This is a genomic window from Methylobacterium sp. WL12 (genome assembly GCF_008039475.1).
In the GTDB taxonomy this organism is placed as follows: domain Bacteria; phylum Pseudomonadota; class Alphaproteobacteria; order Rhizobiales; family Beijerinckiaceae; genus Methylobacterium; species Methylobacterium cerastii.
Genome location: NZ_VRUW01000107.1, coordinates 1 through 12,518, shown reverse-complemented (window position 1 = coordinate 12,518; position 12,518 = coordinate 1). Strand labels below are relative to the sequence as shown.

Here is a 12,518-nt window from a genome sequence, read left to right as displayed (position 1 = left end):
GCCCCCGTCCGCCCCGGTCACGACCCTGTGGATGATCCCACCAGGATCAGGATGCGAGCCGGACGGGACGCGCCCGCCGCCGGTCCCGTCCCAGCGCCCTCGCCAGGTCCGCCGGCCGCTCGGCCTTCACCACCCCGGGCCGCCGCGGCGACGTCATCTCCAGCATGTCCTCCGCCAAGGCCCGCCGGATCGCGTCGCGCTCCTCGCCGGCCTCAGCATCAAGGATGTCGGTCATATCAGGCATTGCCAACCCCTCCATCTGTAGGAACAGATAGAGAACAAACGTGGCGGAGCAAGGATGGGGGCGGCGATCCTTGAGCGCATTCCCGTGGCAGAAATTGACGCGAGCGTGACGAGGCTGACGCGATCCATGTTTCCGTGGCGAAAACTGACGCGATAGGACTGCGAACCTCAGGGCCAAGGTTGTCTTAACCACAGCGGTATCCGCGCCTTGTGGGGGATTCCATGAGCTGCGATCCTCTCAGTTCCACAGCCCAACAAATGCGGTTTTCGCATTTGTTCGACGCCCCGGAGAGACCCGTGAAACCCATACGCCGTCCCCTCGCCGAGATCCCTAATCCGGGGGCGTGACCGTGTGCGCGGCAGCCCCTCACGGAGGCTGCCCTGATGACCGTTTTCTTCACCGCCGACACACATTTTTTCCACGCCGGCGTCCTGCGCATGAGTTCCAGGCCGTTCGCCGATATCGCCGAGCACAACGAGCTCCTCGTGCAATCGTGGAACGCCGTCGTCGGCCCGCGCGACGAGGTCTGGCACCTGGGCGACTTCGGCATGGGCGGCACGCCGGAACAGTACGCGGCGATCTTCAAGCGCCTCCGGGGCCGCAAGTATCTCGTCCGTGGGAATCACGACCGCACGAAGACGACCGCCCTCGGATGGCACGAGCAGCACGAGCTCGTCAGCCGGAAGCTGGAGGGGCAGAGGGTGATCCTTTGCCACTACCCCATGAGGGCGTGGGTCGGCGCTTGGCGGGGGAGCATCCACTTGTTCGGGCACTGCCACGGGATGTTGCCGGACACCTCGCAGTCCTGCGACGTCGGCGTCGACCGGTGGAGCTATAGGCCGGTCACCCTCGGGGAGATCCGGGAGCGCCTCGCCGCGACGCCGGACCAGCCCGAGGAGAAGGTCCGAGGCGCCGCGCTTGAGGCCGAAGCCGACGACGAAGGCTAGTAGAAGTTGTGGCCGACGCGCTTGGCCACCATGTCCCGGGTCTCGCCCGGCAGGAACCGCTGCCAGGCCCAATCGCCGCCGTGGAAGAAGAAGTCACGCCCGTCGTGGCGGATCTTCGGCATGACGCCGTTCCGCTTCGCCGGCGCGCCCACGACATAGATCGTGGCGGTCGCGCCGTCGAACAGGCGGACCCGGGCGGCGAACTCGTCGGGGCCCCACTGCCGCACGCGGACGAACTCCGACACGAGGGACGGCAGGGTTTCGCCACGGTCGTTCGTGAGCCAGGCGGTGACGTGAGCCCGGACGATGGCCTTGATGGCCTCCTTGTCGAGGGGCAGGTCGAACGTCGGCTGGGTGGCTGCTTGGGCTTGAGGTCTTCTTGCCATGGGGTCTTCTCCCGCAGAGGCCGGCGGCCTCGATGCGCGAAGGAATCCCCAAGTCCCGGGCGGAGTCTATCGACACCTGGGAGCTTGGTTAAGACGGTTTGGGTAGGCTAACCCGATGCCAGACCTTCGCAGGGTCGCGGATCGCCTGCAACCCCTGGGGCGAATAGTGGTTAACAGGTAGTTACCAAGCGTCGATCCGGTGATTCCCGTTTTGGGAATGGGGCGCTCAGTCGGGCCCGTGCGCGGCGTGCCAGGACAGCAGCAGGAAGGCGCGCTCCCACACCCGGCGGTGGGCGCCGTCGGCGTCCGGGATGGCGCGAACCGCCTCGGCCTGTGCCTGCCCGTCGCGGGCGAGGAGCCCGTCCACGAGCCTGTCGACCACGTCCGTCTCGGCCCGCCACTGGGACAGGTCGGTCCTACCCACGCCCGATCACCTTCGGCTTGGGCTGGTCGAGGACGCCCGTCATGGCGTCGACGAGCTTCAGCGCCGCGTTGATGCCGGCCTCGCCTGACGCTTGCACGATGACCATGCGGAACGCCGTCCGGCCGGTGTCGGCGTCCCGGGCGCCCTCCGTCACCGATACGCTGAGCCGGGGTTCACGCTTCGCCATGATCGGCCTCCTTCGGCTGGGGCTTGGCGACCGCGGCCTCGGCGTCGAGCTCCATGGCGGCCGCGAGGAAGCACAGAGACAGGCCGATCAGCAGACCCGCGCTGGCGAACACGAACGTGACGAAGGTGGCCCGCAGCAGGGCGTCCACCGAGCTCGGCGCAGACCTCGGCTAGTCGTTTTCATCACTCCGCCGATCATCCTCATCACCACCCACAAGGAAGCCCACTGTGAACACCATCCGCCAGATCGCCGCCTTCATTGCATCAGTCATCGCAGCCCTCGCCGAGATGGCCGTCACCGCAACCTGGCTCGTCTGGCGCGCCGGCCGGTGGGTCCTCGAATCCGTGACCCCCGCACCCCGTCGCGCCCCCGCCGCGGCTGCCGGTGCCGCCGACGCGGCCGCCGCGCTGGCCGAGGCCAGCCAGGCTCCGGTCGGCGTGCCCGCCGCCGTCGCCCTGGCCAAGCCGGAGCCGGTCGATCCCGTCCTCGAATGGGGTACCCTGGCTCATAAGTACGCCATGGCGCAGAGCATCATCACCGGTGAGGACGATCCTAAGCTCGACGGCATCCTCGACGAGCCCGCCATCGCCTGGCTGACCAGCCTGACCCACGTCGATCTGCTGAAGATCACCAACGCCACCCCGATGCAGGTCGGGAAGCACATGCTCGGCGAGAGGGAGATCCCCGGCCTGAAGCTCTGCCCCACGATGCGGGAGTGGGAGCAGTCCAAGCGCGAGATGACGAGCATCACCGCGGAGATGCGCGAGCGGATGGCCGAGGCCAGGCAGGCAATGCAGGACGCTCTGGATGACCTCGTGAACCATCCCTCGTGGGAGCCGCTCCGGGGCGTCTGACCGGCCCATCCCCCGATACGACGAAGCCCGCCTCGGTCTCCCGGGGCGGGCTTTTTCAGGTCTGCGACGCGGGTGCGACATGTTGTCAAGCGCGTCGATTCCGGATTGATACTTTCACTGTGCACACGTTGTCAGCACACGACAGCATCCCGTCGGCACGCAGGGCCGTGACGTCACGCGGCTCCGACCGTGATGTCACTCCAGGGCTGTCACGTCACGCGACGCGGCGGCCATCCCGACGGGCGACCGCAGCGGCCTTGACGGCGGCAGCACGGTACGCGGCGACCTCGGCCTTGAGGGCGGCGTTCTCGGCTTGCAGCTTGGCGAGCTCGCGACGGTCGCGCGCCAGGGCCTGACCGACGACGGCGAGGCTGTCGAGGGTGGCGGCCTCGGCCTGATCGGCGCGGGCCTCGGCGACCCAGCGGTCACCACGGGCAGACCCGGCGGCGAGGGCGTTGGAGAGACCCGCAGCGACAGCGTAGGCACCGGCCTCGAAGACATGGGGAAAATCCTCGCCGCGCATCGGGGCCTCCTCGGTCAGCGGGTGTGAGACCAGGAGATCGCTATCTCGAGCGCCTTGTCGACAGTCCTCGTGGTGGCGTGGTGACCAAACTCCTGGTCCCCTGTGGATGGACGCCACTGCGAGGTGGAGACCTCCTGCTAGGGCAGCGTCCCGTTACACTGGCTCAATGAAACGGATTGTTGTCGTGACGACACCCGGCTCCCGCGTGTGTTGGCGGGTCGTCTCCACCTCGGCACCCTAGCGATCCAAAGCGATGTGACCGGGCGGCAGGGCGATGTAACGTTTTGTGACAAAGGTCTTTTTCACGTTGTCTGGCCAGCCGGCCTTCGTATATTCGAGCAATGAGCGAAGGCCCAACAATCGTCGTCGAGGATGACGGCGACATCCGCACCTAACTCGCCGCCTACCTGGAGGGCGAGGGATTTCGGGTGGTCGGCCTCGACGGTGGCGCAGGCCTCGACCGCCACCTGGAGGACGCGCCGGCCCCGGATCTGATCGTGCTTGACTGGATGCTGCCCGGTGAGGACGGCCTGTCCATCTGCCGGCGCCTGCGCGAGGCGGGCGGGCCGCCCGTCGTCATGCTGACTGCCAAGGACGAGGACATCGACCGGGCGCTTGGCCTGGAGATGGGGCGGACGACTACGTCTCGAAGCCGTTCAACCCACGGGTGATGCTCGCCCAAATCCGCGCCGTCCTTCGGTGGGCCCATGGGGATGGGGCCTGCGTGGACACCGCCGATCCCGAGACCCTGGCCGTGGTGGAACCCGGCCAGCCGGCGCATCCGCTGGTCGGCCGAACGAGAAACCCATGAGGACGGCACTTTCCACAAACCGTGGATCGAACCCGTCGCGAAACTTTTGAGGAAGCCCCCTGCAATCGGCGATTCCCGCTCATCGCCGCTGGCCATGCACGCGTGCGCCGCAGGTCGAAGAGGATTTCCAGCCGCCCTATTCAAGCTTCGGTGCGCGCTCCCCCGAAAGCGGACTGGCAAGAATCCACCCAGGCCGGACGTTGAGCAACGTAGCAGGTCGAGAGCCGATGATACGGCTCGCGAAGACTGCCGCGATACGCGGAAACGCCGTTGTCCGCCTGGCTCGTTCGAGAACCGGATCCGTACACTCCACGGCTGCCCCCAGCCCGTATGCGCCTAGAGAGGCTCCGTAAGGGGGCACTCGGTCTCGACCCTATCGTGAGACCCGCGAAGGAGTGCGCCGATTCCATCGCGAACGCTTTGCATGACGGGGTTGTAGACGATCATCCCGAGGTCCGGACGGCCGTCCACGGAGAAGGCCGAGAACTCCAGCTCGATGGAGCCCAGGATCGGGTGCCGGAGCCGCTTGATCCCGTCCGTGTGCGCCCGGACGTCGTTCTCCTGCCACAGGGCTGCGAACTCCGGGCTGGTGCGACTGAGTTCCTCTGCCAGTGCGTTGACCTCGGATGCGGCGCCCGCCCGCACCGCGTCAGCCCGGAACGCGCCGACCACATAGCGGGCGACGCTAAGCCAATCATGCTGAGCTGCCCGCACCGTCGGGTCGCCGAACATGCGGCGCAGGATGTTGCGCTCGCCGGGGGGAACCGTGTCCCAGTCGGTCAGCACCACGGCGGCGGCACGGTTCCAGGCGACTACGTCCCAGGTCGCCGTCTTGATCAGCGCGGGGCTGACCTCCAGCGTGTCGAGCAACCGCTGCAGGCGCGGGGTGATCCCTTCTTTCGGCGTGTAGCGGACCTCGGGCGGACGCCCGAGGGCGAGCATGAACACGTGCTCGCGCTCCGGTTCGGTCAGCATCAGCCCGACCGCGATGCGGTTCAGGACGTCAGCCGAGGGCGCTCCGCCACGCCCCTGCTCCAGCCATGTGTACCAGGTGGCGCTGATGTTCGAGCGCTGAGCGACCTCTTCCCGGCGCAGGCCGGGCGTGCGCCGGCGGCCCGAGAACCCGAATGCGGTTGGATCGAGCCTGGTCCGTCGGTCCCGCAGGTATGCTCCGAACGAGGTTTCCGAGCTGGCAAGCATGGCGATCCTGTTAGTCGGTATACCGGGATACGGTCACTACTTTAACGGGATCGGCCCTGAGCGGATAGTTGGCATCTGCACCAAACGGACCGCTTCCCATGCTCATCTTCCTTACTGGCGCCACCGGCTTCATCGGCTCGGCCATCGTCCCCGAACTCCTCTCCGCGGGCCATCGGGTCATCGGGATGACACGGTCGGAGGCTGGGGTACGGGCCCTTACCGAAGCCGGGGCCGAACCGTTCCTCGGTAACCTGGAGGACGTTGACAGCCTGAGTCGGGGCGCTGCCCAGGCGGACGGGGTCATCCACACAGCCTTCGACCACGACTTCTCGAACTTCGTCGCTAACTGCGAGAAGGACCGGCGCGCCATCGGGGCCCTGGGCTCGGCGCTCAAGGGGTCCGACCGCCCGCTCGTGATCACGTCCGGGGTCGGCTTCGGTTGCTCGGCCCCGGGGCAGCTGGCACGCGAGGACGTCTTCAACGCCGAGTACCCGAACCCCCGCGTGGTCTCGGAACTCGCAGGGGCGAAGCTCCTGAACGAAGGCGTGAACGTCTCGGTGATGCGCCTCCCGCAGGTACACGACACGGTCAAGCAGGGGCTTGTCACCTACCTGATCGATCTCGCCCGCTCCAAGGGCGTATCGGCCTATGTCGGGGAAGGAGCGAACCGCTGGGCGGCAGGTCCCGTCCTCGACGTCGCACGCCTCTATCGCCTCGCGGCGGAAAAGGCGGAGGCGGGTGCTCGCTACCAGGCGGTCGCCGAGGAGGGTGTCAGCGCCCGCGACATCGCGGAGGTCGTCGGCCGTGGCCTGAAGGTGCCGGTATCTGCCATCTCGTCGGAGGAGGTGGCCGGACACTTCGGGTGGCTCGGCCTGTTCGCCGGACACGACATGTCAGCGTCCAGTGTCTGGACGCAGGCTCAGCTCGGCTGGCATCCGACCGGACCGGGCCTGCTGGCCGACCTTGAGCGGATGGACTACTCCCGCGCCTCGTCCTGAGACGACGGATGACGCTATTGAACGGCCGCTTCGATGCCTTCACCTTTCTACCGCGGAATGTCGCAAACTCATCCGACCTAAACGCAGAGCGGACGGACGGGTCCCGACCCAACCACGCCGTCCGACTCGATTCGAACGAAACCCGAAAGCAGTCGTTCATGCGGGCCGCCGGATACCCTGATGTACGCTGCCGTGTACGGGGGCCCGCTCCGAACTTTTCAAGCCCGAATCAAGAGAAGGCTCCCCAACTTCATTCTGATGCCCGCAGGTCCGTTGGATCCGAACCCGATGCCTCTGGCCATGGGTCATGCAGGTTCGAGAGGGCCAGGACGCGCCAGTCGGCCCGGATACGCCGTCCCTCGGCGATCCGCACCGTGAAGCCTCGCTCGTCGAAGAACTCCAGAAGCGGCATGGTCATGTTGCGACCGATGCCGGCCGTCTCGCGGAAACGCCCGACCGTCAGCAGGCCCTCGGGATGCTCGCGCGCCACCGCGTCAGCTATGCGCGCCAGTTCGGCGACCACATCCGGCAGCGCGTAGTAGTTCTTCGAGATGCGCTGGAGCCAGCCGAGGCGCCCGACCTTGTCGAGGAGGTGGCGAAGATCGTTCGCCTCGCGGCCTAGGCGGTCGGCGAGGACGGTGAGGCGTGGCTGGTCCAAGCCCGCCTCCTCCAGCAGGGCGCGGACGCCATCGTAGACGACGGCGTCGGCCGGATGCAGGCGCGCCGTGTGGCCGGGCAGGTGCAGGAGCGGGCCGCGCCGCAAGACCTGCTGCGTCCGGACGAGGCCATCGAGGGCGGCCAGGAGAGCCGGACGGTCCCCGGCCTCCACCGTCGACGCGATCTCGTCCCGCGTAAGCCCGAGGTTGTCAGGCTGCGCCATGTGGGTCCGGGCGAGTTCGGACATCACGCCCGCGGCCAGCGCCGCGACCCGCTCGCCACGGAAGGCGAGCCGCGGGCCATCCTCTGCCACGACCGCCCCCACCTCGGCGACGAGGGCTTCCAGCTTCGCCACGGGCAGGTTCCGCAGGCGCGCGAACCGAGCGAGGTCGATCCCGGGCTCGAAGGTGGCGAGGAGCCCCCGAAGCGCCCGACCGTCGTCCGCGGTGTCGAGAGCTGCGACGATCGCCCGGCGTTCCGGCGTCCAGGGACCCCGGCGCGGTCCCTCCACGTCGATCACACGACCACCCCCGAGCGTGCGCGCGGCCGAGACGTCGCGCAGGACGAAGCGGTCACCGGCGAGGGCGCCGACCTCGCGGTCGAGCGTGATCACCGCGTGGGTGGACGCGCCGGGCTCGACCGACCCGCTCCCGGGGAGCAACAGCCGTCCGGTCACCGCGGCCGCGCCGAGATGGAGATGCACAGGGGTGCGGTGGCGCAGGGGCCCACTTTCATGCGGTAGCACGCGCACGGATACGTCGAGGCGGGTCGCCGGCCCGTGCAGGTCCGGCGCCAAGATCCACGTGCCCCGACTCACGTCGTCGAGGGACAGGCGCGGACCGGCCAGGTTCAGGGCGCAGCGCTCCCCGGCGCACGCCGTCTCGGCCACCGTGTCGTGAACGCGTAACTGGCGCACCCTGACCTCGCGCGCGCCGGGCGAGACGAGGAGCCGGTCGCCCACCCGCACCGTGCCCGCGTGCACCGCCCCTGTTACGACCAATCCGGCACCGGGCACGGTGAAGCGCCGGTCGACGGCAAGCCGGAAGCCGCGCTCCGCACCTGTCCGGACGTGGGAGCCGGCCGCGGCCTCCAGCAGGCGGGCGAGGTCATCGATGCCCGATCCCGTCAACGCGGAGCAGGCGACGACCGGTGCCGCCGCGAGCCCGGTTCCGGCGAGGAGGGCGTGGATCTCCGCGGTCACCGCCACGACGCGGTCCGGATCAGCGCGGTCGGCCTTCGTCACTGCGACGACGCCGCGGTCGAGGCCAAGAAGGTCGAGGATGGCGGCGTGTTCGCGGGTCTGCAGCATCACCCCGTCGTCGGCGGCGACCACCAGCAGCGCGCAGGCGACGCCCGTGGCGCCCGCCACCATGGTGCGGACCAAGCGTTCGTGGCCGGGCACGTCGACGAAGCCGAGCGGTATCCGGAGGCGACCGTCCTTCGGCGCGTAGGCGAAGCCAAGGTCGAGGGTGATGCCCCGGGCCTTTTCCTCCGGCAGCCGGTCGGCGTCGATGCCGGTCAGCGCCTTCACCAGCGCGGTCTTGCCGTGGTCGATATGGCCGGCGGTGGCGACGATCATGCGGCCTTCGTGCCCACGAGAGGTGGCGGCGCGGAAAACCCCCGCGCCGCCTTCCGCCTCAACCCTTGATCCGGGTCTCGGCGAGTTCGGACATGCAGGTGTCGTAGGGTGTGAACGCCACCCGCTCCGACACCGCGAACAGGGTGAAGGGCGAGTACAGGAACAGGGCCTTGGCCTCGTCCTGCAGGTAGCGCTCCACCTCGCGAACCACCCCCTCGGTCTCGGCCTCCGGCGTATGCAGGAGCTTGTCGTAGAGGGCGTCGAACTTCGGATCCTCCGGACCCTGGCGCAGGGTCGCGTCACGCCCGAAGAATTCCCGGTGTACGCACGCCACCGGATATTGCGGCGTCCAGTCGAAGTACCATTCGAGCTTGACGTCGAAGTCGTCCGGCAGGTCGCCCCGGTCGCTGACGAAGCGGCAGCCCAGGCCGACCTTGGCGAGGCACTGGCCGATGGCGTCCACCACGCCCTTCCAGGCGGGCGAGGCGACGAAGACCAGTTCCCGCCCCCCGAGCCCCAGGCCGTCGAGCGTGCGCTTGGCACCGTCGGGGTCGTGCGGCATCGGCTTCATGTCCGGATCCGCGCCGTAGCGGCCGGGCTGGATGAAGGCCGGGATCACCGTGCCGTAGCCATGCACCCCGTGCTCCAGCACGAAGGCCTGGTCGATGGCGAGGTTGAGCGCCCGGCGGGCCTCCGGGTTGCGCCAGGGCGAACCCGGACGGTTCTCGTTGAAGACGCCCGTCAGGATCGTCTTCGCCTTCTTCGTCTGGATCTTGCCCTTGTCGCTCGCCGGGAAGGCGTGCGCCTCGTCCGGCGTCAGGTCGAACACCACGTCGACCTGGCCGTCACCGGCCGCCACCGACTGAATGCCCTCGGCCTTGCCGATGACGTTGTCATAGACGATCCGGGCCGTCGGCCTGCGGGCCGGGTTCCAGTACGTCGGGTTGGGCTCCATGACCACGCGGTCGGAGCGGCTATCGATGAGCGAGACGCCCTCGGTGAGCACGAACGGGCCAGTCCCCCACGGACCAGGCGCGTCGATGACTCACCAATGACCTTCGGCCGACCCCGTCTTCGGGTCGACGAAGCCCCACTCGTTCCAGAACCGCGTCGAGGGCAGGTGCATGCCCCGCAGCTTCATCAAGGCCGCAGAATCCCCACCGGGGAAGCGCATCCGGACGGTGCGGTCGTCGACCGCGTCGCATGTGACGTCTCGGGCGAAGTTGAGGAAGGCGCCGGGCGGGTGCGGGTTGGTCCATTCCTGGACCTTGTCGAACCCGAGCTTGAACATCGCCGCGTTGAAGAGTTCGCCGTCCTGGTAGACCGCGTCCCGCATCTTGAGTTCGAGGGTCTCCCCGTCGAGCCAGCGCCAGCTTTCGGCGAGGCTCGGCTGACCGATGCCGTCGTGATCGACGCGGTTGGCCTCCTCCATCGTGTTCCAGGTGATGGAGAGCCAGTTGACCGGCGACGGGTCGACCACTGTCACCGTGTTGTGGGGTCCCCAGGGCTGGCCGCCCCCGGGATCCCCGGTCGCTTGCGCGTCCATGTCTCCTCCTCGTTGTCATGACCCGCATGGCGTGCGGGCATCGTTCGGCTCGACGCGAGCCGACATCTTGGAGGGCGCCTGCAATCCTGCATGGCCCTCGATGGTTTCGCCCGGGCCGCCGTCGACCCCTCGCGATTCAATTCGGCCCCGCGGAGAGCCGCGTCCGTGCGCCGTCGCGGTGCATCCTCAGCCCGGCTCGTCGCTCTGGGCCATGCCCGCTGCGGCGACTCGGTCAGCGAGATCCTTCAACTCCTGGCGCAGGTCGGCGAGTTCGCGGTCGCCGAGGCCAGTGCGGCAGACCACAGCCTGCTGTGCCGTCGCGACTTGGTCCTCCAGCAGCCGGCCCGCCTCCGTCAGGGCGACGAGAACGATGCGCCGGTCCACTGCGCGGGTCCGGGTGACGAAGCCCGCCGCCTCCAGCCGGTCGACCAGGGGCGTGATCGCGCTGGACGTGAGTTGCAGCCGGTCGGCTAGGTCATGCACCGCCGTCACGCCATCCTGCCAGAGCGCCAGCATGACGAGGTACTGCGGGTAGGTCAGCCCTAGCTCGCCCAGCAACGGCCGGTAGGCGCGCACGACCGAGTTCGTCGCAGCGTAGAGGGCGAAGCAAAGCTGGTCGTCCAGCCGCAAGCCAGTTTGCTTCGTCGATGTCGACACTGACCGCTGCTCCGTTCAGACCTTAATCATTCACGCGTGAACGATGATGTCAACGGGCAGTATCTTGCGCAGCGGGAATCGCTGCTCACAGGCCTGCCTTTCCTGCTCTCAGAGCGTCCGCATTCACCAGAAGTCTGCCGAAGCAGACCGGCAAAAATCCACTCAGAACCGCCCTTCCGATAGCGACCCAACGCAGTCATTCACGCGAGGCCGTGCGGATCCCGAAAACGGACGTATGGATTGTGCGGACGTGGCAATGATGTCCGGAAGGCCACGCGCCGCATTCCAACGTTCGTAGCGGCACCCGGGACGTACCGTTCGTCGCGTCCGAAGGTAGACGACGATGGGAGGGGCGCTGACCTTCCCACGAGGGGAAGCACCATCTGTGATGTCTCACACCGGTGACATCCGGCGCTTCCAAAACTGCGAAGCCGGATCGGCCCCGCACCGTAGCAGACTATCAGACCGGCGACCTTGCCCAGAAGCGTCCGATATGAGTGGCCCATGGACCTGACGGAGACGTCCGGCCTGACGAAATCTGCGACGGACCACTGTTCGGATTGCAGCGCAAATATTGAAGGACAATGCCATCATGTCCCTACATTTTGAACGCCTCGGCACGGGCCGGCCGCTGCTTATGGTCCATGGGCTCGGGTCCAATCTCCGCACCTGGGATCCGCTCCTGCCCGCATTGCGCGACTTGCGCGAACTGATTTTGGTCGACTTGCCGGGACATGGCAGGTCGGCCCCGCTCGCCGGTCGGCAGACGATGGAGGCCCACGCGGACGCCCTCGCCGGCTTCGTGACATCTCAAGGCCTGACGACAGCGGACCTTGTCGGCAGTTCGGTGGGAGGCCGGCTGGTGCTGGAGCTGGCGCGGCGGGGCATCGGTCGGCACTGCGTAGCGCTTGATCCTGGCGGCTTCTGGCGTGGGTGGGAAACGCGCTGGCTCCACTGGACGCTCGCGGCATCGATACGCTTGGTGCGGTTGCTGCAGCCCTTCCATCCCGGCCTGTCGCGCCACGCCGTCACCCGTACGCTGCTACTGGCCCAACTGTCGGCCCGTCCGTGGGCGCTGCCACCGCAGCTTGTCGTAGGGGAGTTGCAGAGTCTCGCGGCCACACCGGTGTTCGATGCGATGCTGCGTGAGCTGGCACACGGGCCGTTGCAGCAGGGTTCGGCAACGACCCCCGGCTTTGTTACCATAGGCTGGGGTCGCCAGGACCACCTGCTGCTGCCGCGCCAGGCTGCACGCGCCCAGGTATCATTCCCGTCGGCCCATCTGCACTGGTTCGAGCACTGCGGCCACTTCCCGCACTGGGATCAGCCTGCCGAGACGGTGCGGGTAATCCTTGAAACGGTTGGTAAGGATGCGCCTTAGCAGGCTGCTGCAGAAGTCTGGTGTTACGCTCGGTTTGGATCGTTATCGGTGTTTGCCACGGATTGGCCGACGTCCGAGAGGCTGGATTCTGCCTCTTCGATGGGAGCCCGGGTTACGGGCCGCG

14 protein-coding genes and 1 pseudogene are annotated in these 12,518 nt (G+C 67.8%); 5 read left to right on the top strand and 10 right to left on the bottom strand.

Annotated elements, in window-relative coordinates; translation table 11 throughout:
* Window positions 1-46 precede the first annotated feature (46 nt).
* Window positions 47-244, bottom strand: a complete 198-nt coding sequence (locus FV226_RS28180) for a hypothetical protein (RefSeq protein ID WP_187278843.1) — start codon at window positions 242-244, stop codon at window positions 47-49.
* Between the two features lie 383 nt (window positions 245-627).
* Between FV226_RS28180 and FV226_RS24470 the strand changes: the two genes are divergently transcribed.
* A complete protein-coding gene (locus FV226_RS24470; RefSeq protein WP_147764955.1) occupies window positions 628-1,191 on the top strand; it encodes a metallophosphoesterase family protein in 564 nt (187 codons plus the stop codon).
* Here FV226_RS24470 and FV226_RS24465 read toward each other — a convergent pair.
* The 4 genes from FV226_RS24465 to FV226_RS28175 form a co-directional block, all read right to left on the bottom strand.
* A complete protein-coding gene (locus FV226_RS24465; RefSeq protein ID WP_147764954.1) occupies window positions 1,188-1,577 on the bottom strand; it encodes a hypothetical protein in 390 nt (129 codons plus the stop codon). The genes FV226_RS24470 and FV226_RS24465 overlap by 4 nt on opposite strands.
* A 226-nt stretch (window positions 1,578-1,803) precedes the next feature.
* Window positions 1,804-2,001 carry a hypothetical protein gene (locus FV226_RS24460; RefSeq protein WP_147764953.1) on the bottom strand — a complete coding sequence of 66 codons (198 nt, stop codon included), beginning with the start codon at window positions 1,999-2,001 and terminating at the stop codon, window positions 1,804-1,806.
* On the bottom strand, window positions 1,994-2,188 hold the full coding sequence (locus tag FV226_RS24455) for a hypothetical protein (protein ID WP_147764952.1): 195 nt from the start codon (window positions 2,186-2,188) through the stop codon (window positions 1,994-1,996). The genes FV226_RS24460 and FV226_RS24455 overlap by 8 nt, the downstream gene beginning before the upstream one ends.
* On the bottom strand, window positions 2,175-2,336 hold the full coding sequence (locus FV226_RS28175; protein WP_187278842.1) for a hypothetical protein: 162 nt from the start codon (window positions 2,334-2,336) through the stop codon (window positions 2,175-2,177). Before FV226_RS28175 ends, FV226_RS24455 begins: the two co-directional genes overlap by 14 nt.
* Before the next feature lie 79 nt (window positions 2,337-2,415).
* Here FV226_RS28175 and FV226_RS24450 point away from each other — a divergent pair, with 79 nt between their 5' ends.
* Window positions 2,416-3,042, top strand: coding sequence for a hypothetical protein (locus FV226_RS24450; protein WP_147764951.1), 627 nt, complete (start codon window positions 2,416-2,418; stop codon window positions 3,040-3,042).
* 214 nt (window positions 3,043-3,256) lie between these two features.
* On the opposite strand, the gene FV226_RS24445 is transcribed toward FV226_RS24450, so the two are convergent.
* Window positions 3,257-3,565 carry a hypothetical protein gene (locus FV226_RS24445; protein WP_147764950.1) on the bottom strand — a complete coding sequence of 103 codons (309 nt, stop codon included), beginning with the start codon at window positions 3,563-3,565 and terminating at the stop codon, window positions 3,257-3,259.
* 428 nt (window positions 3,566-3,993) lie between these two features.
* Between FV226_RS24445 and FV226_RS24440 the strand changes: the two genes are divergently transcribed.
* Window positions 3,994-4,236, top strand: a complete 243-nt coding sequence (locus tag FV226_RS24440; RefSeq protein ID WP_246691725.1) for a response regulator — start codon at window positions 3,994-3,996, stop codon at window positions 4,234-4,236.
* Between the two features lie 476 nt (window positions 4,237-4,712).
* Here FV226_RS24440 and FV226_RS24435 read toward each other — a convergent pair whose 3' ends face one another.
* A complete protein-coding gene (locus FV226_RS24435) occupies window positions 4,713-5,576 on the bottom strand; it encodes a helix-turn-helix transcriptional regulator (protein WP_147764949.1) in 864 nt (287 codons plus the stop codon).
* A gap of 98 nt (window positions 5,577-5,674) precedes the next feature.
* Between FV226_RS24435 and FV226_RS24430 the strand changes: the two genes are divergently transcribed.
* Entirely contained in the window at window positions 5,675-6,574 is a 900-nt protein-coding gene (locus FV226_RS24430; protein WP_147764948.1) for an SDR family oxidoreductase, read from the top strand.
* Window positions 6,575-6,824: 250 nt separating this feature from the next.
* Here the strand turns inward: FV226_RS24430 and selB are convergent, their stop codons facing one another.
* From selB to FV226_RS24410, 3 genes and pseudogenes are all read right to left on the bottom strand, one after another.
* Window positions 6,825-8,810: a selenocysteine-specific translation elongation factor gene (selB, locus tag FV226_RS24425; protein ID WP_147764947.1), complete on the bottom strand. Its 1,986-nt coding sequence runs from the start codon at window positions 8,808-8,810 to the stop codon at window positions 6,825-6,827.
* Between the two features lie 58 nt (window positions 8,811-8,868).
* Window positions 8,869-10,242: pseudogene (locus FV226_RS24420) on the bottom strand (ABC transporter substrate-binding protein).
* A 300-nt stretch (window positions 10,243-10,542) separates the two neighbouring features.
* Complete coding sequence (locus FV226_RS24410) at window positions 10,543-10,986, bottom strand: MarR family transcriptional regulator (RefSeq protein ID WP_246691723.1); 444 nt, start codon at window positions 10,984-10,986, stop codon at window positions 10,543-10,545.
* Between the two features lie 601 nt (window positions 10,987-11,587).
* Between FV226_RS24410 and FV226_RS24405 the strand changes: the two genes are divergently transcribed.
* A complete protein-coding gene (locus FV226_RS24405) occupies window positions 11,588-12,394 on the top strand; it encodes an alpha/beta fold hydrolase (protein WP_246691722.1) in 807 nt (268 codons plus the stop codon).
* Window positions 12,395-12,518: the final 124 nt, after the last annotated feature.